General features: G+C 62.4%; 20 protein-coding genes and 1 tRNA gene. 3 read left to right on the forward strand and 18 right to left on the reverse strand.

Translation table 11 applies throughout. The features are described from left to right. Window positions 1–9 precede the first annotated feature (9 nt). Window positions 10–1,500 carry an MDR family MFS transporter gene (locus ABOC32_RS24550; protein WP_426811656.1) on the forward strand — a complete coding sequence of 497 codons (1,491 nt, stop codon included), beginning with the start codon at window positions 10–12 and terminating at the stop codon, window positions 1,498–1,500. A gap of 347 nt (window positions 1,501–1,847) precedes the next feature. On the opposite strand, the gene uvrB is transcribed toward ABOC32_RS24550, so the two are convergent. Then, complete coding sequence (gene uvrB / locus ABOC32_RS24555) at window positions 1,848–3,863, reverse strand: excinuclease ABC subunit UvrB (RefSeq protein ID WP_063425003.1); 2,016 nt, start codon at window positions 3,861–3,863, stop codon at window positions 1,848–1,850. Window positions 3,864–4,150: 287 nt separating this feature from the next. On the opposite strand from uvrB, the gene ABOC32_RS24560 reads away from it, so the two are divergent. Next, complete coding sequence (locus ABOC32_RS24560) at window positions 4,151–5,347, forward strand: amino acid aminotransferase (RefSeq protein WP_426809214.1); 1,197 nt, start codon at window positions 4,151–4,153, stop codon at window positions 5,345–5,347. A gap of 62 nt (window positions 5,348–5,409) precedes the next feature. After that, a tRNA-Asn gene (locus ABOC32_RS24565) sits at window positions 5,410–5,485 on the forward strand. 57 nt (window positions 5,486–5,542) lie between these two features. Here ABOC32_RS24565 and ABOC32_RS24570 read toward each other — a convergent pair. The 17 genes from ABOC32_RS24570 to rpmF all read right to left on the reverse strand — a co-directional run bounded on the left by ABOC32_RS24570 (window position 5,543) and on the right by rpmF (window position 19,638). After that, on the reverse strand, window positions 5,543–5,944 hold the full coding sequence (locus ABOC32_RS24570; RefSeq protein ID WP_426809215.1) for a cupin domain-containing protein: 402 nt from the start codon (window positions 5,942–5,944) through the stop codon (window positions 5,543–5,545). Between the two features lie 156 nt (window positions 5,945–6,100). Then, window positions 6,101–6,661 (reverse strand): DUF1285 domain-containing protein, encoded by a 561-nt coding sequence (locus ABOC32_RS24575; protein WP_426809216.1) that lies wholly within the window; start codon window positions 6,659–6,661, stop codon window positions 6,101–6,103. 10 nt (window positions 6,662–6,671) lie between these two features. Continuing rightward, window positions 6,672–7,277: a DUF4823 domain-containing protein gene (locus ABOC32_RS24580; protein ID WP_426809217.1), complete on the reverse strand. Its 606-nt coding sequence runs from the start codon at window positions 7,275–7,277 to the stop codon at window positions 6,672–6,674. Window positions 7,278–7,343: 66 nt separating this feature from the next. Beyond that, the gene (locus ABOC32_RS24585) at window positions 7,344–8,312 is read right to left on the reverse strand and encodes a GTP 3',8-cyclase MoaA (RefSeq protein ID WP_426809218.1); all 969 of its coding nucleotides are present in this window, start codon (window positions 8,310–8,312) and stop codon (window positions 7,344–7,346) included. Window positions 8,313–8,419: 107 nt separating this feature from the next. Continuing rightward, window positions 8,420–9,055 carry a TetR/AcrR family transcriptional regulator gene (locus ABOC32_RS24590; RefSeq protein ID WP_016485495.1) on the reverse strand — a complete coding sequence of 212 codons (636 nt, stop codon included), beginning with the start codon at window positions 9,053–9,055 and terminating at the stop codon, window positions 8,420–8,422. A gap of 282 nt (window positions 9,056–9,337) precedes the next feature. Then, on the reverse strand, window positions 9,338–9,553 hold the full coding sequence (locus tag ABOC32_RS24595; RefSeq protein WP_426809219.1) for a hypothetical protein: 216 nt from the start codon (window positions 9,551–9,553) through the stop codon (window positions 9,338–9,340). A gap of 625 nt (window positions 9,554–10,178) precedes the next feature. Continuing rightward, window positions 10,179–10,961: a TatD family hydrolase gene (locus ABOC32_RS24600; protein WP_043200403.1), complete on the reverse strand. Its 783-nt coding sequence runs from the start codon at window positions 10,959–10,961 to the stop codon at window positions 10,179–10,181. Between the two features lie 29 nt (window positions 10,962–10,990). Further along, a complete protein-coding gene (locus tag ABOC32_RS24605) occupies window positions 10,991–11,977 on the reverse strand; it encodes a DNA polymerase III subunit delta' (RefSeq protein WP_426809220.1) in 987 nt (328 codons plus the stop codon). Next, window positions 11,970–12,602 carry a dTMP kinase gene (tmk, locus tag ABOC32_RS24610; RefSeq protein ID WP_063424991.1) on the reverse strand — a complete coding sequence of 211 codons (633 nt, stop codon included), beginning with the start codon at window positions 12,600–12,602 and terminating at the stop codon, window positions 11,970–11,972. Before tmk ends, ABOC32_RS24605 begins: the two co-directional genes overlap by 8 nt. A 9-nt stretch (window positions 12,603–12,611) precedes the next feature. Continuing rightward, window positions 12,612–13,802 carry an endolytic transglycosylase MltG gene (gene mltG / locus ABOC32_RS24615; RefSeq protein ID WP_426809221.1) on the reverse strand — a complete coding sequence of 397 codons (1,191 nt, stop codon included), beginning with the start codon at window positions 13,800–13,802 and terminating at the stop codon, window positions 12,612–12,614. A 4-nt stretch (window positions 13,803–13,806) separates the two neighbouring features. Next, window positions 13,807–14,622, reverse strand: coding sequence for an aminodeoxychorismate lyase (gene pabC, locus ABOC32_RS24620; protein WP_426809222.1), 816 nt, complete (start codon window positions 14,620–14,622; stop codon window positions 13,807–13,809). Then, entirely contained in the window at window positions 14,622–15,866 is a 1,245-nt protein-coding gene (gene fabF / locus ABOC32_RS24625) for a beta-ketoacyl-ACP synthase II (protein ID WP_012271164.1), read from the reverse strand. Before fabF ends, pabC begins: the two co-directional genes overlap by 1 nt. Before the next feature lie 189 nt (window positions 15,867–16,055). Next, window positions 16,056–16,292, reverse strand: coding sequence for an acyl carrier protein (gene acpP, locus ABOC32_RS24630; RefSeq protein ID WP_008096410.1), 237 nt, complete (start codon window positions 16,290–16,292; stop codon window positions 16,056–16,058). A gap of 203 nt (window positions 16,293–16,495) precedes the next feature. Further along, window positions 16,496–17,236 carry a 3-oxoacyl-ACP reductase FabG gene (fabG, locus tag ABOC32_RS24635; RefSeq protein ID WP_012271162.1) on the reverse strand — a complete coding sequence of 247 codons (741 nt, stop codon included), beginning with the start codon at window positions 17,234–17,236 and terminating at the stop codon, window positions 16,496–16,498. A 15-nt stretch (window positions 17,237–17,251) separates the two neighbouring features. Further along, a complete protein-coding gene (fabD, locus tag ABOC32_RS24640) occupies window positions 17,252–18,190 on the reverse strand; it encodes an ACP S-malonyltransferase (RefSeq protein ID WP_426809223.1) in 939 nt (312 codons plus the stop codon). A gap of 251 nt (window positions 18,191–18,441) precedes the next feature. Beyond that, window positions 18,442–19,452, reverse strand: coding sequence for a phosphate acyltransferase PlsX (plsX, locus tag ABOC32_RS24645; RefSeq protein ID WP_426809224.1), 1,011 nt, complete (start codon window positions 19,450–19,452; stop codon window positions 18,442–18,444). Window positions 19,453–19,455: 3 nt separating this feature from the next. After that, window positions 19,456–19,638, reverse strand: a complete 183-nt coding sequence (gene rpmF, locus ABOC32_RS24650; protein ID WP_016485486.1) for a 50S ribosomal protein L32 — start codon at window positions 19,636–19,638, stop codon at window positions 19,456–19,458. Window positions 19,639–19,644: the final 6 nt, after the last annotated feature.

Raw genomic sequence — 19,644 nt, forward strand, 5'->3', positions numbered from 1 at the left:
TGGATCGCAGTGATGAGTGTGATGCTCGGCGCGTTCATGGCGGTGCTGGACATCCAGATCACCAACTCGTCGCTGAAGGACATCCAGGGCGCCCTGTCGGCAACCCTGGAGGAAGGCTCGTGGATTTCCACCTCGTACCTGGTGGCAGAAATCATCATGATCCCGCTGACCGCCTGGCTGGTGCAGTTGCTGTCGGCGCGGCGCCTGGCGGTGTGGGTTTCCGGGGGTTTTCTGTTGTCGTCGCTGCTGTGCTCGATGGCCTGGAACCTGGAGAGCATGATCCTGTTCCGCGCCCTGCAAGGGTTTACCGGCGGTGCGCTGATTCCACTGGCGTTTACCCTCACCCTGATCAAGCTACCCGAACACCACCGCGCCAAAGGCATGGCGATGTTCGCCATGACCGCCACCTTCGCCCCTTCCATCGGCCCCACCTTGGGCGGGTGGCTGACCGAGAACTGGGGCTGGGAGTACATTTTCTACATCAACATCCCGCCGGGCCTGGTGATGATTGCTGGCCTGCTGTACGGGCTGGAGAAGAAGGACGCGCATTGGGAGCTGCTGAAAAGCACTGATTATGCAGGTATCGTCACCCTGGGCCTGGGCTTGGGCTGCCTGCAGGTGTTTCTTGAAGAAGGGCACCGCAAGGACTGGCTGGAATCGCACCTGATTGTCGGCCTGGGCAGCGTTGCCCTGGTCAGCCTGATCACCTTCGTCATCCTGCAGTTTTCCAAGCCACACCCGCTGATCAACCTGCGCATCCTCGGTAACCGCAACTTCGGCCTGTCGAGTATCGCCAGCCTGGGCATGGGCGTAGGCCTGTACGGGTCGATCTACCTGTTGCCGCTGTACCTGGCGCAGGTGCAGGGCTACAACGCCTTGCAGATCGGCGAGGTGATCATGTGGATGGGGGTGCCGCAGCTGTTTCTGATCCCGCTGGTGCCGCAATTGATGAAAGTGGTGTCGCCCAAGCTGCTGTGCGCCCTGGGGTTCTGCCTGTTCGGCGCCGCCAGTTTCGGTTCGGGCGTACTGAACCCGGACTTTGCCGGGCCGCAGTTCAACCATATCCAGATCATCCGCGCCCTTGGCCAGCCAATGATCATGGTGACCATTTCGCTGATCGCCACGGCTTACATCCAGCCGCAGGATGCGGGGTCTGCGTCGAGCCTATTCAATATCCTGCGTAACCTTGGGGGGGCGATTGGCATCGCCTTGCTGGCCACGTTGCTGGATGCGCGGACCAAGGTGTATTTCGATTACCTGAGGGAGTCGGTGGTGCCGAGCAATCCGCAGGTGGCGGAGCGGCTGGCGCAACTGGCGGAGCGCTTGGGCAGTGACAATGCAGCGTTGGGCAAGTTGAGCGAGATTACCCACCAGCAGGCGATGATCATGGCGTACAACGATGCCTTCCACTTTGTCGGGATCGGGTTGGCGGTGAGCATGCTGGCAGTGTTGATGACGCGTAAGCTGCCGGCTGGGTTGAAGGCTGGGGAGGCCCATTGAGGCTATTTCAGATTAAATGCGGTCCCTGTGGGAGCAACTGTCTTGCACCATCACTCAGGCTACCGCATCACCAGGTAGGAGCAGCCTTGTGCTGCGAAGAGGCCGGTAGGGCTGAAAATCATCTTTGGCTGCAACGGCCTCTTCGCAGCACAAGGCTGCTCCTACAGGTCCTGTACTTGCCTTGGAATCGAGACAGTCAGTTGGACCAGCTGCCTGGCTGAAAATCTAAAAGGGGGCACGCCCCCGTGTGGGAGCGGGCATGCCCGCGAACACCGGCGCAGCCGGTGCCAGCCACCGCGTTGAATTCTTCGCGGGCACGCCCGCTCCCACAGGGCCCGCGCCAGGCTTCAGCTGGTAATCAACCGCTCGCGCAGTTGGGTAATCTCGTCGCGCAACTGCGCTGCGGCCTCGAACTCCAGGTCGCGAGCGAACTGCATCATCTTCTCTTCCAGCTGCTTGATACGCTTGGTGATCTCGCCTGGCGTACGCAGCTCGGCCTCATAGCGGGCACTCTCCTCTGCCGCCTTGGCCATGCCTTTGCGCTTTTTGCTGCGCGCGCCAGGCACGGTGGCGCCTTCCATGATGTCGGTGATGTCCTTGACCACGCCCTTGGGCACGATACCGTTGGCTTCGTTGAAGGCGACCTGCTTTTCACGGCGGCGCTCGGTTTCGTCAATCGCACGCTGCATCGAGCCGGTGATGTTGTCGGCGTACAGGATCGCCCGGCCATTGAGGTTACGCGCAGCGCGGCCGATGGTCTGGATCAGCGAGCGCTCCGAACGCAGGAAACCTTCCTTGTCGGCATCGAGGATCGCCACCAGCGACACCTCGGGCATGTCCAGGCCTTCGCGCAGCAGGTTGATGCCCACCAGCACGTCGAAGGTGCCCAGGCGCAGGTCGCGGATGATCTCCACCCGCTCCACCGTGTCGATGTCCGAGTGCAGGTAACGCACCCGCACATCGTGGTCGGCCAGGTAATCAGAAAGGTCTTCGGCCATGCGCTTGGTCAGCGTGGTGGCCAGCACCCGCTCGCCCAGCGCCACGCGCTTGCGGATTTCGGACAGCAGGTCGTCCACCTGGGTCAGTGCCGGGCGTATTTCGACCTGCGGATCGACCAGGCCGGTCGGGCGCACCACCTGCTCCACCACGCGCCCGGCATGCTCGGCCTCGTAGGGGCCAGGGGTAGCGGACACGAAGATGGTCTGCGGGCTTACATCCTCCCATTCGTCGAAGCGCATCGGCCGGTTGTCCAGTGCCGAGGGCATGCGGAAGCCGTATTCGACCAGGGTTTCCTTGCGCGAACGGTCGCCCTTGTACATGGCTCCTACCTGCGGAACGCTGACGTGTGATTCGTCGATCACCAGCAGTGCGTCGGCGGGCAGGTAGTCATACAGGGTGGGTGGTGGCGCACCGGCCGGGCGCCCGGACAGGTAGCGCGAGTAGTTCTCGATGCCGTTGCAGTAGCCCAGCTCCATGATCATTTCCAGGTCGAAGCGGGTGCGCTGCTCCAGGCGCTGCGCTTCAACGAGCTTGTTGGCCTTGTGCAGGTACTCCAGGCGCTCCTTCAACTCTTCCTTGATGCCCTCCACGGCCTCCAGCAGGGTTTCTCGCGGGGTGACGTAGTGGCTCTTGGGGTAGAAGGTGAACCGCGGCAGCTTGCGGAACACCTCGCCGGTGAGCGGGTCGAAGGCGGCGATGTTCTCCACCTCGTCATCGAACAGTTCGATGCGGATGGCTTCAAGGTCCGACTCGGCCGGGAAGATGTCGATCACATCACCGCGCACGCGGAAGGTGGCCCGGGCAAAGTCCATTTCGTTGCGGGTGTACTGCAGGTCGGCCAGGCGGCGCAGCAGTGCGCGCTGGTCGAGCTTGTCGCCGCGGTCCACATGCAGGACCATTTTCAGATACGACTCGGGGCTGCCCAGGCCATAGATGCACGACACGGTAGTGACGATGATCGCATCGCGCCGCTCCAGCAGCGCCTTGGTCGCCGACAGGCGCATCTGCTCGATGTGGTCGTTGATCGAGGCGTCCTTCTCGATGAAGGTGTCCGACGACGGCACGTAGGCCTCGGGCTGGTAGTAGTCGTAGTAGGAAACGAAATACTCCACCGCGTTATTGGGGAAGAACGCCTTGAATTCGCCGTACAACTGCGCGGCCAGGGTCTTGTTCGGCGCCAGCACCAGCGTCGGGCGCTGCACCTGCGCGATGACGTTGGCGATGCTGAAGGTCTTGCCCGAACCGGTCACGCCGAGCAGCGTCTGGTGCGACAGCCCCGCTTCGATGCCTTCGACCATCTGGCGGATGGCCTCTGGCTGGTCGCCGGCCGGCTGAAAACGGGTGACGAGCTGGAACTCGGACATGTCGGACCTCGCGGTGTTGCAGCAACTGTAAATTTAGCCAGTAGTCTATACCCAAATGCGGCTATCCGGGCGCGCTTTCTAGGCGGGGCTGTGAGCGCTTGTTACAGTGGACACGGCAATTAGACCAATGGTCGAAAAATATTTGCGCGAATAGCCGGAAAAGCTGTGCCAGAGTGTCGCAGTGACCGGGCGGTATCACTATACTGACTCCCCGTTTGTGCACCGCTTCAGTGCATTCGGCTGGAGCGTGTACGTCCTATCACTCTCCAATCAGAGCCAAGGTAACAATGAGCCTGTTTTCCGCTGTCGAGCTGGCACCCCGCGACCCTATCCTGGGCCTCAACGAAGCATTCAACGCCGACCCACGTACCGACAAGGTCAACCTGGGCGTTGGCGTGTACTGCAATGAGGAAGGCCGCATTCCGCTGCTGCGCGCCGTGATCGAAGCCGAAACCCAGCGTGCCGCCCAGCACGCCTCGCGCGGCTACCTGCCGATCGACGGCATCGCCACTTACGACCAGGCCGTGCAAAAACTGATCTTCGGCGCCGAGTCGCCACTGCTGGCCGCTGGCCGCGTGGTCACCGTGCAGGCCGTTGGCGGCACCGGTGCGCTGAAGATCGGCGCCGACTTCCTCAAGCGCCTGTCGCCCAACGCCGTGGTCGCCATCAGCGACCCGAGCTGGGAAAACCACCGCGCACTGTTCGAGACCGCCGGTTTCCCGGTACAGAACTACCGCTACTACGACGCGCCGAGCAACGACGTCAACCGCGCCGGCATGCTCGAAGACCTGAACAACCTGCCGTCCGGTTCGATCGTCGTGCTGCATGCCTGCTGCCACAACCCGACTGGCGTCGACCTGGGCCTGGACGACTGGAAAAACGTCCTGGAAGTGGTCAAGGCCAAGGGCCATGTGCCGTTCCTCGACATGGCCTACCAGGGCTTTGGTGACGGTATCGCCGAAGACGCCTTCGCCGTGCGCCTGTTCGCCGAATCGGGCCTGGACTTCTTCGTTTCCAGCTCGTTCTCCAAGTCGTTCTCGCTGTACGGCGAGCGCGTTGGCGCACTGTCGATCGTCACCGCATCGAAAGACGAGAGCACTCGTGTGCTGTCGCAGGTCAAGCGCGTGATCCGCACCACCTACTCCAACCCGCCGACCCACGGCGCGACCATCGTCGCTACCGTGCTCAACAGCGACGAGCTGCGTCAGATGTGGGAAGCCGAGCTGGGCGAGATGCGCCAGCGCATCCACGGCATGCGCCAGCAAATGGTCAGCCTGCTGGCTGAATACGGCGCCAAGCGCGACTTCAGCTTTGTTGGCCGCCAGGCGGGCATGTTCTCCTACTCGGGCCTGACCGTTGAACAAGTGGCGCGCCTGAAGAACGAGTTTGGCATCTACGCGCTGGACACCGGCCGCATCGCAGTTGCCGCGTTGAACCAGAGCAACATCCATGTGGTCACCAAGGCCATCGTCGAAGTGCTGTAACCTATTGATTTGCCTGGGAGAGGCTTGACATCTCCCGGGCAATCAGTAAGATATGCGCAGATTCCGCGATAGCTCAGTCGGTAGAGCAAATGACTGTTAATCATTGGGTCCCTGGTTCGAGTCCAGGTCGCGGAGCCAAACATTGAAAAGCCCCCTGTTGCGCAAGCAACCGGGGGCTTTTTCGTTGCATCAGGTTTACTGGCCCAGCGGTTCGGTCACTGGCTTGCCCTCGTCCACCAGGCTCCAGACCAGCAGCTTGGCTGGCCGGGTCTTGCTGGCATTGCGCGACACGCTGTGAACGGTGCCTGGCGCCTCGTACCAGTACTCACCGGCCTTGTAGGTCTTTTCCTGATCGTTGTTCAGCTTCGATACCACTGCCCCCTCCAGAACGTAGGCCATCACTGCGCCTGGATGCTGATGCGCGGGCGAGGCCTCGCCAGGGGCGTAGCTCACGGTGAGCATGACAGCGGTTTTGCCGGGGGCATTCGTGGGTTGTTGCTGCTGCAGGACGTTGACCTGGTCGGCAACGTCGCCGTGGGCCCAGGCAGGGGTTTGGCCGGCGAGCAGGGCAAAAAGGACGATGGCTAGGGGCTTCATGGTGGGCTTCTCCTGGATGGCAATTGCCAGCAGGTTAGGCCCTCGTTGGCTGAAGACAAATGGCCAATTCGAGGTAAAAGCAGGGGGCCGATTCTTGCCTGTGCTGCCCTCTTCGCGGGCATGCCCGCGAAGAGGCCTGTCCAGGAAACAGAGAATTCAGCTACTACGCCCAATCGGGTAGAACTCGCCTTGGCTCCACACCCCCAACCACTCCTCACCCTCGATCTCACGCGGCACCGCCAGCTCTACCATCTGGTAGAACACATTGCGATGAATCAGCGCCTCAAGGTTGCTGCGCATCAGCACATAGGGCGATGGTTCTTGCGTCACCGGGTCGATGACTACACGCAGGGGGTTGTCCGGCCCGGCGTCAACCTGGTCCTCGACGTTGCTGGTGAAGCGCAGCACCTGCTGCTCACCCTCCCCCAGCACCTCCAGCGCCACCGCCACGAACGGCGCATCGTCGACGCGGATGCCGACTTTTTCCACCGGGGTAATCAGGAAGTAGTCATCACCATCGCGGCGAATGATCGTGGAAAACAACCGCACCATCGGCTTGCGCCCGATGGGCGTGCCCAGGTAATACCAGGTGCCATCGCGGGCAATGCGCATGTCGATGTCACCGCAAAAATCCGGGTTCCACAGATGCACCGGCGGCAGGCCCTTGGCCTTGGGGATCTGTGCCAGAAGATCATTGGCCTTGCCGGAATCACTCATCACGCCTGCCTCATTCGCTCATACCCAGAAGGCTACGAGCGTACTCGCGCATCGGCGCACCAAGCAAATCCTCCGGTGTGTTGTCGTGGAACGTCAACAAACCGCCACGGCTCTTGATGCGTGCGGTGTCGATCAGGTAGCGGGTATTGGTTTCGATCAACATCATCTGCACCACGCCGGTGTCCCAGCCCAGCCGGTCGACGGCCTGCTCGTCATACCACTCATCGCCATTGCCGATGCGGTCGTCGGTACGGGCGAAGCGGGTGTACAGGACGTAGTCGGCACCCACCGAACGCGCCTGGGCAATGGCGTCTTCCAGGCCCAGTGGGCCTTGGGCGCGGCGCACCAACGGGAAATACTCGACAAAGCTCTTGAACGCCTCGTCAGCAACCGCGTTCTGCCGTGGCACCGGCCCCTTGCCCGGCGGCACGAAGGCCCCTTGGCCGATGAAGATGAACGAGTCAGGCTGCAGGCGGATCGACAGGGTTCGCCGAGTATCGCTGTGGTCCAGCAGACCGGCATCACTCAAGTGGTAGCGGACGCCCTCGCCCATATCGCTGACATTCATGCAGCCGCCCAGCGCCATCAGCGCCAGCAGCAAGACCAGGCTACGCATCTTTCCTCCAGTGGCCGGCGACGAAAAACCGGCGAATAGCCGGCGGATGCAGCTTTTGCGCCAGCTTCAGCCACCAATCACCTTCATCACCATCACATCCCCGGAAAACGCCAGGTCCTGCTTGTCTGCCAGCGCCTTGACCAGCAAGCGCTGCAGGGCCGGCAGGGCTTGATGGCGCGGTTTTTCCAGCAGGTCACCGACGAAGTGGCGATTGCCCGAAGACAGGCAGCCATGCAACCAGCCCGTAGAAGACAGGCGCAAGCGCGAGCAGGTGCGGCAAAACGGTACGCTCTCGTTGGCGATGATGCCGAAGTGGCCAATGCCCGGGATTGCATAGCGCAGGGCTGTGGCGTCGAGCGGCGCATCGACCTGGACATAGGCATGCTTACCGCCGATCAGCGCCAGCAACTGCTCAAGGCCGACGAACTGCTGCACAAAGGCATTGTGCTCACGGGCCAGGTGGCCCATGCGCATGAGTTCGATGAAGCGCAACTCGTAGCCGCGCTCCAGGCAGTAATCGAGTAGCGGCAACACCTGATCGAGGTTGTGCCCACGCATCGGCACCATGTTCACCTTGATGCGCATGCCCAGTGCACTGGCCTGTTCCATGCCCGCCAGCACACTGGCCAGGTCGCCGCCCCGGGCAATGCGGCGGAAGGCCTGGGGGTCGAGGGTGTCGAGGGAAACATTCAGGCGACGGATACCCGCCGCTTGCAGCTGGGGCAACTTGCGCGCCAACAGCTGGCCATTGGTGGTCAGCGAGATATCGTCGAGGTCGAGCTTGGCCACGGCGGCCAGGAAGCCATCCAGGCGCGGGCTGACCAGCGGCTCTCCCCCTGTGATGCGCAGACGCTCGATACCGGCTGCTTCGATCAGGTAGGCCACGCCGCGGGCCAAGGCATCTGCCGACAGTTCGTCCTGCGCCGCCACCAGGCGCTTGCCGTCTGGCACGCAGTAGGTGCAGGCATAATTGCAAGCAGCCGTCAGGCTGACACGCAGGTTACGAAAGCGCCTGCCTTGACGATCGACAATCATGAATGACTCCGGCATGGGTGATAAGGGGCAGGCGAAACCTGACTCATAAATCAGGTTTTTGCAAGCCCCCGCACACTGCCGGCTTCAGCGTTACGCGACGGAACGCTTCAGTTGGTCGGTTCCGGGTCGCGTTTGCGCTTGTTGCCCATGCGCACACCGATATCCATCAGGAACTGGAAGAAGCCTTCCTGATCCTCAAGCACATTGCTCCAGAACGGCGAGTGGTACAGCGCCACGGCGCCGTGCACCAGCGCCCAGGCGGCGCAGTAATGGAAATACGGCGGTACGTCTTCGAGCTTGCCTTCGCTGATGCGGCCCTTGATCAGCTGAGTCAGGCGATCGAAGTTGGAGGCGCGGATACTGTGCAGTTGTTCGACCATTTCCGGTACCTGGTTGCCCTTGACCACCTTCTCTTCCAGGCGGTCGAACAGCCGGTAACGTTGCGGGTCGCGCATGCGGAACTCGAAGTAGGCGCGTGACAGGGCTTCCTTGTCACGGTCGACGTCGGCCGAGTGCAACAGTTCGTTCAGGTCGCGCTCGTAGTCGAGCATCAGGCGCAGGTAGATTTCCGCCTTGGACTTGAAATGCTTGTAGATCGTGCCTTTGCCGATACCCACGGCGTCGGCGATCATTTCGACGGTAACGCTGTCCTCACCCTGTTCGAGAAACAGCTTGAGCGCGGTGTCGAGGATTTCCTGTTCGCGACGGCGAAACTCACGGACCTTACGAGGTTCTTTCTGCATGGGAAGGACTGGATGACAATCGAAGCGGTTTATTATGCCTAACTTGCAAGAAATTGCACGGATCATCCACGCATGTCTGTGTTTCACCATGCTTACTGCCATGCGCTGCGGGAGGAATGAAACCTCGGCGTATTCCAAATTTGTTTAAAAAACGACCAATATAGGCTGGCACTGCGCCAAACCTGACCAATACTTGAAGTGTTGGCGCGGCGCATCCCCCCCAAGTGGCGCGCCGATAAAGGTGCTCAGGGACCGCGTACCTTTGTTTTACTCCTAATGGTCTTAACCCGGATTCCCCCCCCAGAACCCGGGTTTTTTTTGCGTCCGCGACGGGTCGCATAGCGTGCTTTTGATCTTGATCTTGATCTTGATCTTGATCTTGATCTTGATCTTGATCTTGATCTTGATCTTGATCTTGATCTTGATCTTGATCTTGATTTTGATCTTCGCGACTTCAGGAGGCCGAACGCAGGCCTTGCGGAGAGAGGTGACGGGCATGGATGCCCGTCAAGCGCTGGGCCACAGGATGTGGCCTGCAGCGCGGTCCTCCCGGGAGCAAGGCCGGAGTGAGGGAACCCCGGAGCGCAGCGCAGGGGCCGGATGATGGGAGCGCAGCGTTTTTTGGTTACTTTTTGCCGCGTTTGGCAAAAAGTGACTCGCTGTAAAAGCGAAAAGGTGAGTATGCGTCACCATCGCAAACGGAGTTTTCAACTTATCAAAACCAACGCTTTAGCTTTTGAGGTGTGGGCATTCACACCGAGCAGACATTCGTTCGCACAGGTGGCGCTTAGTCCCCCTTCCGCCCTTACGGCGGGTCACTTTTTGTCAAACGCGACAAAAAGTAACCAAAAAACGCTGGCTCCCATCATCCGGCCCCTGCGCTACGCTCCGGGGTCCCCTCGCTCCGGGCTTGCTCCCGGGAGGACCGCGCTGCAGGCCCCATCCTGGGGCCCAGCGCTTGACGGGCATCCATGCCCGTCACCTCCCTTCGCAAGCCCTGCGCTCGGCCTCCTGAAGTCGCAATCTGCGTCGTCTGAACTATCGTGCGCTTAGAAGCAAAAGCCGAAGCAAAAGCCGAAGCAAGAGCAAGAGCAAGAGCAAGAGCGCTGAGGCTCGTGCAGCATCAGGCTACCCGCGCCAACGGGAACAACCGCTTAAAGTTGGCAGTGGTCTGCTCGGCCAACTGCTCGTAACTGGCCCCCCGCAGCGAAGCCACATACTCCGCCACTTCCCGCACATACTGCGGCAGGTTCGGCTTGCCCCGGTGCGGGATCGGTGCCAGATACGGTGAATCTGTCTCGACCAGCAAGCGGTCGACCGGCACCTGCCGAGCCACCTCACGCAGGGCATCGGCATTGCGGAAGGTAACGATGCCGGACAGCGAGATGTAATACCCCAGGTCCAGCGCGGCCTTGGCCATCTCCCAGTCTTCGGTGAAGCAATGCAGCACACCAGCCTGCGGCAGGTTGGCCTCGCGCAACAGTGCCAGGGTATCGGCGCGTGCCGCACGGGTGTGCACGATGACCGGCTTGCCGGTCTGCCGCGAGGCTTCCAGGTGCAGGCGGAACGAAGCCTGCTGCAGCTCGGCAGCTTCCGGCTCGTAGTGGTAATCCAGCCCGGTTTCGCCAATCGCCACCACATGGGGGTGGGCCAGCTCGCGCAGTAGCCATTCCAGCGCAGGGGTTTCACCCGGCGCCAGGTCCAGCGGGTGCACGCCCACCGAACAATCGACATCGGCGTACTGCTCGCTCAACGCCTTCACCGCGCCGGCGTTTTCGGCACTGACGCCAATACACAGGAAATGCCCGACCCCGCGCTCACGGGCCGCCTGCAAGGCAGCATCGAGGGAGCCCTGATGGGCGCTCAGGTCAAGACGGTCGAGGTGGCAATGGGAATCTACGAGCATGGGATAACGCACACATGAAAAAATGAAAATCAGCGGGCACCCGGCAGTTGCAGCCAGTGAGCCAGCAGCGATTCGAGCAGCAGGGCACGGTTGAGGTTGGCCTTGCCCAGCACCTTCTGGCGCTGCTCCAGGATCCAGGCCTGCACCTCCAGCACCTTGGCCTGGCGGCTCTTCTGCGCCAGGTATTGCACCACCTTGCGCATATCGGCCAAGCCTAACCCCTCCTCGTCCTGGGTCAACTGGTAGCGCAGGATCAGATGCGACCAATCGCAGAACCAGTCGAACAGCAGCAGCAGTGGCACGCCGTTCCAGGCATCGGCCAGCTGGCTGGGCGATTGCTGCTGCTTGATCAGCTTTTTCACCCCGTCAGTGACCAGCGCACGTTGCTCGCGCACACCTTGTGCCTGCAGGCTGACCGCCATCAATGGCGAGCCGGCGGCCAGGGTCAGCAGCTCGTCGCGCTCGGCCTCGTCGCTGTCAGGCAACGCACCGGCCAGCCAGGCCTGGCTCTGGGCCAGGCTTGGCTGCGGGCACGCGACCTGCTGGCAGCGGCTCTTGATGGTCGGCAACAGGCGGCTGGGCTGGTGCGTGACCAGCAACAGCACCGTATTGCCAGATGGCTCTTCGAGGCTTTTGAGCAGCGCGTTGGAGGCGTTGACGTTCATCGCCTCGACAGGCTCGATCAGCACCACCTTGCGCCCGCCCAATTGCGCGGTTTGCACCACGAACGCCACCAGCTCGCGGACCTGGTCGACCTTGATCGGCTTGTCGGCCTCTTCAGGTTCGAGCACAAAGTTGTCCGGGTGGCTGCCGGCCTTGAGCAACAGGCAGGATTTGCACGCGCCGCAGGCATCCAGCCCTTGGGGCTGCTGGCACAGCAGGCGGGCCATCAGGCGCTCGGCCATGGCCCGCTTGCCGATACCCTGCGGCCCGTGCAGCAGGTAGGCGTGTGCGTGCTGGCTGCGGCCGGCCAGCTGCTGCCAGAGGGCCTGCTGCCAGGGGTAGGCGTCAGCCACGGCAACGCTCCACAATCGCCGGCAGTAGCGCATCGATGGCGCGCTGCACGGCTTCCAGCGTTTGCGCGGCATCGAGCAGGCTGTAGCGCTGCGGCTCGCGCTGGGCACGCTGCAGGTAAGCCTGGCGCACCGCTTCGAAAAACGCCTGGCCCTCTTGCTCGAAACGGTCCAGGCGACCGCGGGCGGCGGCACGGGCCAGGCCTACCTCCACCGGCAGGTCGAAGACCAAGGTCAGGTCCGGGCGCAGGTCACCCTGGACGAATTGCTCCAGGGTAGCAATGCGCTCGACCGACAAACCGCGCCCACCGCCCTGATAGGCATAAGTGGCGTCGGTAAAGCGGTCACACAGCACCACGGCGCCGCGGGCCAGCGCCGGGCGGATTACCTGCGCCAGGTGTTGGGCGCGCGCCGCGAATACCAGCAACAGTTCGGTATCGGCCGCCATGCTTTCGTCACTCGGGGCCAGCAGCAGTTCGCGCACCTTTTCGGCCAGCGGCGTACCACCGGGCTCACGGGTCAGCACTACATCCAGGCCCTGCTCGCGCAAGCGCGCAGCCAGGTAGTCGCGGTTGGTGCTCTTGCCCGCGCCTTCGGGGCCTTCCAGCGTAATAAACAAGCCGCTCACAGGCAGTCCTTAATGTTGTTCGTCAGGCGTCGGCCGTTCGGCCGCTTGCGCGCCACCCGCAGGGGCGTCCTGCGCAGGCGGCGCTTCGGGTGCTGGCTGCGCAGCCGGCTCGTCCGCTGCAGGCACCTGGGGCTGGGCGTCTTCAGCGCCCGGCTGTGCCTCTTGCTGCGGCGCTGGGCTGGAGCGGTAGTCTGCACGTCGCTTGAGCTGGAACTCACGCACCGCCGAATTATGATCGTCGAGGTCGTCGGAGAACACATGGCTGCCATCGCCGCGGGCGACGAAATACAGGCTGGTGCCATCGGACGGGTTAAGCGCCGCGTGAATTGCTTCACGGCCAACCATGGCAATCGGGGTGGGCGGCAGCCCTGTCATGGTATAGGTATTGTAGGGCGTCGGTTCGCGCAGGTCGGCGCGGGTAATCTTGCCGTTGTAGCGCTCACCCATGCCGTAGATCACCGTCGGGTCGGTCTGCAGCATCATGCCCAGGCGCAGGCGCCGCACGAATACGCCGGCAATCTGCCCACGCTCCTGGGGGATACCGGTTTCCTTTTCTACCAGCGAGGCCATGATAAGCGCCTGGTACGGGTCGCGGTACGGCAGGTCGGTGGTGCGCTCGGCCCACTCCTTTGCCAGCACTTCGTCCAGGCGCATGTAGGCCTGCTGCAGCAACTCGACATCGCTCATACCACGCACGAAGCGGTAGGTGTCCGGAAAGAAGCGCCCTTCGGGGAACACGCCGGTATGGCCGAGCTTGTCCATCACTTCCGAATCCGACAGGCCGTCCAGGGTGTGCTTGATCTTTTCATGCCTGGCCACAGCCGAGCGCACCTGACGGAAGGTCCAGCCTTCGACCAGGGTGAGGTTGTACTGCACCACGTCGGCCCGGCGCCAGGCGTCGAACAACTGTTCGACGGTCATGCCAGGGGTGAGGCGGTACTCGCCGGTGTGCAGGGCGGTGCCAGCCATGTTGAAGCGCCAGTACAAGCGCAACCAGACGGCGTCGTCGAGCAGCCCTTCCTGTTGCATGCGGTAGAACATGCGGTTGGGGTTGGTGCCATTGGGCACGTCGAGCAGGCGCTCCTGCGTCACGTGCAAGGGCTGCTCCAGGACCGAGTTGACCTTCCAGGCCGACCAGCCAAGCGCCAGCCCGGCAAGGATCAAGCCCATTTCCAGCAGTAGCAGGAATTTACGTCTCACGAATTCAGGTTTCCAGTAACGTACGGGCAACGGCCTGCAGTTTACGGGTGAGTGGGCCCGGCGACCAGTTTAGCGCGGCTACGCCACGTACGGGCCAGATGCCGTAAACGCTATTGCAAACAAATACTTCATCTGCCTGCTCCAGCGCGTCGAACGACAGATCACCGACCTGCACCGGGATGCCCAGCAGCGCGGCCTGTTCCAGCAACGCCGCGCGCATCACCCCAGCCACACCACAGCGGCTGAGGTCGGCAGTGAGCAGCACGCCATCGCGCACCAGGAACAGATTGCTGTACACCCCTTCGATCACCCTGCCCTGCCCGTCACGCATCAGGCCTTCGGCATGCTCGCTGTCCTGCCATTCGGCACGGGCCAGCACCTGCTCCAGGCGGTTGAGGTGTTTGAGGCCGGCCAGCAGCGGTTGTTCCCCAAGCCGGGTCTGGCACGGAAACAAGCGCACGCCGTGCTCGGCATGCTCCACAGGATAGCTGGGTAAAGGGCTGCCCTGCAGGATTCGCCGTGGCGCGGCACCGGCTACTGGCGCATAGCCACGCTGGCTGTCACCACGGGTAAGGATGAGTTTGGCTACACCTTCACCAAGCTGGCTGGCATAGCGCAGGAGTTCGTCGCGCACCAGCGCCAGGTCCGCACTGATCGCCAGGCGCTGACAACCCAGCGCCAGGCGGGCGAGGTGGCCGTCCAGCAAGCTGGGCTGGCCGCCGCGCACGGCAATGGTCTCGAACAGGCCATCGCCGTAAGCCAGGCCGCGGTTCTGCAGGTTGACTGCAGCCGCGGGCTGGCCATCGACCCAGCTGTGCATCAACCGGCGAACCGGCGGAACACCAGCGAGCCGTTGGTGCCGCCAAAGCCGAACGAGTTGGACAACACCACGTCGATCGGCATGCTGCGCGCCTGGTGCGGCACGAAGTCGAGGTCGCAACCTTCGTCCGGCTCGTCCAGGTTGATGGTGGGCGGGGCCATCTGGCTGTTGATCGCCAGCACGCTGAAGATCGCTTCCACCGCGCCCGCAGCGCCCAGCAGGTGGCCGGTCATCGACTTGGTCGAACTGACGGCCAGCTTGTAGGCATGCTCGCCGAACACGCGCTTGATCGCAGCCACTTCGGCCACATCGCCTGCAGGGGTCGAGGTACCGTGGGCGTTGATGTAGCTGACCTCTTCCGGCTGGATGCCGGCATCGCGCAAGGCGTTGGCCATGCAGCGGGCAGCGCCCTCGCCGGTGTCCGGTGGCGAAGTCATGTGGTAGGCGTCGCCGCTCATGCCAAAGCCAACCAGCTCGGCATAAATGGTCGCACCACGGGCCTTGGCGTGCTCCAGCTCTTCGAGCACCAGGGCACCGGCACCGTCGGACAATACAAAGCCGTCACGGCCCTTGTCCCACGGGCGGCTGGCCCGGCTTGGCTCGTCGTTGCGGGTAGACAGTGCACGCGAGGCACCGAAACCGCCCATGCCCAGGCCACAGGCAGCCATCTCGGCGCCACCCGCGATCATCACGTCAGCCTCACCGTAGGCGATATTGCGCGCGGCCATGCCGATGCAATGGGTGCCGGTGGTGCAGGCGGTGGCAATAGCGTAGTTCGGCCCCTGCAGGCCCAGGTGGATCGACAGGAACCCGGAGATCATGTTGATGATCGAGCCCGGCACGAAGAACGGGGAAATGCGACGCGGCCCCGAATCGTGCAGCGTACGGCTGGTTTCCTCGATGTTGGTCAGGCCGCCGATCCCCGAGCCCATGGCCACGCCAATGCGCTCACGGTTGGCGTCGGTAACCTCCAGGCCGGCATTACGCACCGCCTGGAAACCGGCCGCCAGGCCGTACTGGATGAACAGGTCAAGCTTGCGGGCCTCTTTGGCCGACAGGTATTGCTCGACCTCGAAGCCCTTCACCGAGCCGCCAAAACGGGTGGAGTAGGCAGACAGGTCCGTGTGTTCGATCGGACCAATGCCACTGCGGCCAGCCAGAATGCCCTGCCAGGTGCTCGGTACATCGGTACCCAGTGGCGACAGCATACCCATACCGGTGACCACGACGCGTCTACGCGACACAGTACTCTCCTTTTCTAATAACAGAGTCTCTTGCGATTACATTCAAGCGCAGGAATGGAATGGCAACAGGCTCTTGGTGCGCGGTCAGCGAAGCCGGCTCGCCCGAAAGCAGCGCGTTCGCAAAGAAAAAACCGCACGCCGGCAAAGGCAGTGCGGTTTTTCTCGTCAAGAAGCGACGACTACAGCGTCTTAGGCCTTGTGGCTGTTGACGTAGTCGATAGCGGCTTGAACGGTAGTGATTTTCTCGGCTTCTTCGTCAGGGATTTCGGTCTCGAATTCCTCTTCCAGAGCCATCACCAGCTCAACGGTGTCAAGCGAATCGGCACCCAGGTCATCGACGAAGGACTTCTCGTTGGTCACTTCCTCTTCCTTCACGCCCAGTTGCTCGGCGACGATTTTCTTGACGCGTTCTTCGATGGTGCTCATACCTAGTTTTCACTCCTAATGGATATATGTCAGGCAGCTGGCCGGTGGCCAATTTTATAGAAAGACGTTCGCTTTTCAAGCTCAACGCACCTTCAAACGAGTCACCGCACCCGCTGCCTGGAATCTGGTTGCAGCTTTATAACGGATTTTAGGCTCGCAGTATGACTCTTTTTTTACGAAATCCGTCACATTGAGTTGCAGTATTACATGTACATCCCGCCGTTGACCGGCACGGTAGCGCCGGTCACGTAGGCTGCACCGTCGGACGCCAGGAACGAAACCACCTTGGCGATTTCGTCAGCCTGGCCCAGGCGGCCCAGCGGAATCTGGGTTTGCAGGGCTTCACGCTGCGCTTCCGGCAGTTCGCGGGTCATGTCGGTGTCGATGAAGCCCGGAGTCACCGAGTTGACGGTGATGCCACGCGAGCCCACTTCACGCGCCAGGGCGCGGCTGAAGCCTTCCAGGCCAGCCTTGGCGGCGGCGTAGTTGGCCTGGCCAGCGTTACCCATGGCACCGACGACCGAGCCGATGCTGATGATACGACCCCAACGGGCCTTGGTCATGCCACGCAGCACGCCCTTGGACAGACGGTAGAGGCTGTTCAGGTTGGTGTCGATCACGTCGAACCACTCGTCGTCCTTCATGCGCAGCATGAGGTTGTCGCGGGTGATGCCGGCGTTGTTGACCAGGATGGCCGGCGCGCCGAACTGCTCGGCGATGGCGCCCAGAACAGCTTCAACGGACTCGGCGCTGGTCACGTTCAGCTCCATGCCGGTACCGGCGATGCCGTGCTCTTTCAGGGTGGCAGCGATGCGCTCGGCGCCGGAGGCCGAAGTGGCGGTGCCGATCACGGTCGCGCCCTGGCGGCCCAGCTCGAGGGCGATGGCCTGGCCAATGCCACGGCTGGCGCCGGTGACCAGTGCAACTTTACCTTGCAGGCTCATGCAAGCTTCTCCAAATCAGGCCAGTGCCGCGCGGGTGGCGGCAACGGCGTCAGGGGTATTGAGGTTGTAGGTGGTCACGCCGTCGGCGCAACGCTTGTTCAGGCCAGCCAGGACCTTGCCCGGGCCGCACTCGACCAGGTTGACCGCGCCATTGGCAGCCAGGGTCTGCACGCATTCGACCCAACGCACAGGCTGGTACAGCTGTGCCAGCAGGTCATGCTTGAGGGCATCGAGGTCAGCGGCAATCGCAGCGGTGACGTTCTGCACCACCGGAATTTGCGGCGCCTTCCATTCGATGGCGTTGACGTTCTCGGCGAAACGCTCGGCGGCCGGCTTCATCAGGGCACAGTGCGACGGTACGCTGACCGCCAGTGGCAGGGCGCGCTTGGCACCCGCCTCTTTGCACAGCTCCATGGCACGGTCCACCGCAGCCTTGTTGCCAGCAATCACAACCTGCCCCGGCGAGTTGAAGTTCACCGCGCTGACCACTTCATCTTCGGCCGCTTTGGCACAGATCTCGACCACCACGGCGTCATCCAGGCCGAGGATCGCAGCCATGGCGCCATGGCCGGCCGGGACGGCTTCCTGCATAAGCTGACCGCGACGCTCGACCAGGCGCACGGCATCTTTCAGCGACAGGCTGCCAGCGGCAACCAGGGCGCTGTATTCACCCAGGCTGTGACCGGAAACGAAAGCCGGCTTGGCGCCGCCCTCTTCCAGCCACAGGCGCCACAGCGCGATGGACGCGGTGAGGATGGCCGGCTGGGTCTTGTCGGTCTGGTTGAGTTGCTCTTCCGGGCCTTCCTGGACCAGCTTCCACAGGTCGTAACCGAGGGCGGCGGAAGCCTCCTTGAAGGTTTCGATGATCACTGGCTTCTCGGCGCCGAGCTCGGCGAGCATGCCCAGCGACTGGGAACCTTGACCGGGAAAGACGAATGCGAGAGATGCAGACATTGAACAAGCCCTTATGATCTTGTCGTCGGATAGGGTGCGCCAGGCCCTGGGCCAGGCGCGGAATCTGAAAGCTTGGATGGAAACGCAGACCAAGCGGTCACATTTAAGCACTTCATCGGCGATATGCCTAAGGTCTTTGTTTGCCCGTTGCGGCCTCTTCGCGGGCCCGCCCGCTCCCACAGGATTGCCACAACCTGAAGGTTGCGGGTTACCTGTGGGAGCGGGCTCGCCCGCGAAAGGGCCGGCACAGGCTAAAGCAGCAGGTCCTCCAGCCGCCCGTGCAAGCGCTGGGGCAGGTTTTCCTGAATCTCGATCAACGCCCGCTGGATCGCGCTCTGGAAGCCCTGCACACCCGCCGAGCCATGGCTCTTGATGACGATGCCTTGCAACCCCAGAAAGCTCGCACCGTTGTGCCGCGCCGGCGCGAGGTCGGCCTGCAGGCGCTTGAGCAGCGGCATGGCGATTACCCCGGCTGCCCTCGATAACACACCACCCTTGAACAGCTGTTCGATACGCGCAGCAATCATTGTCGCCAGCCCTTCGCTGGACTTGAGCAGGATGTTACCGACGAACCCGTCGCATACCACCACATCGGCTTCGCCACGGTACAACCCGTCGCCTTCGACAAATCCCACATAGTTGAGGCCACGGGCATTCTGCAACAAGCTGGCGGCCAGCTTGACCTGCTGGTTACCCTTGATGTCCTCGGTGCCGATGTTCAGCAATGCCACACGCGGCCGATGCACGCCGAGGGCCTGGGCGGCCACTGAGCCCATCACGGCGAACTGGTAGAGGTTCTCGGCACTGCAATCGACGTTGGCGCCGAGGTCGAGCAGCTGGCAGTAACCCGCCTGGGTGGGGATCGCCGCCACCATGGCTGGCCGATCGATACCCGGCAAGGTCTTGAGCACGAAGCGAGATAGCGCCATCAGCGCCCCGGTGTTGCCGGCACTGACGCAGGCCTGGGCCTTGCCGTCACGCACCAGTTCAAGGGCGATGCGCATCGACGAGTCCGGTTTGCCGCGCAACGCCTGAGAGGGCCGCTCGTCCATACCGATCACCTCACTGGCGGCGACAATTTGCAGGCGCGCGCGATCCGCAGCCGCAAGGCCGCTGACAAGATCTTCTAGGAGGGAGGGTTGACCGACGAGGGTCAGGTGCAGCGAGGGGGTAGCCGAAAGGCAGGCAATGCTAGCCTGGACAATGCTGCGGGGACCGAAGTCCCCGCCCATTGCGTCGATCGCGATGATCTGAGCGGACAAGGATTACTCGTCAGCGCCCTTATCGATCACTTTACGACCACGGTAAACGCCTTCTGGCGAAACGTGGTGGCGCAGGTGAATTTCACCGGTGGTTTTCTCTACCGACAGCGCGTTTTCCGACAGGGCGTCGTGCGAACGGCGCATGTCACGGGCAGAGCGGGATTTTTTGTTCTGCTGAACAGCCATAATTGA

It is taken from the genome of Pseudomonas sp. WOUb67 (genome assembly GCF_050058005.1).
Classification (GTDB): domain Bacteria; phylum Pseudomonadota; class Gammaproteobacteria; order Pseudomonadales; family Pseudomonadaceae; genus Aquipseudomonas; species Aquipseudomonas putida_R.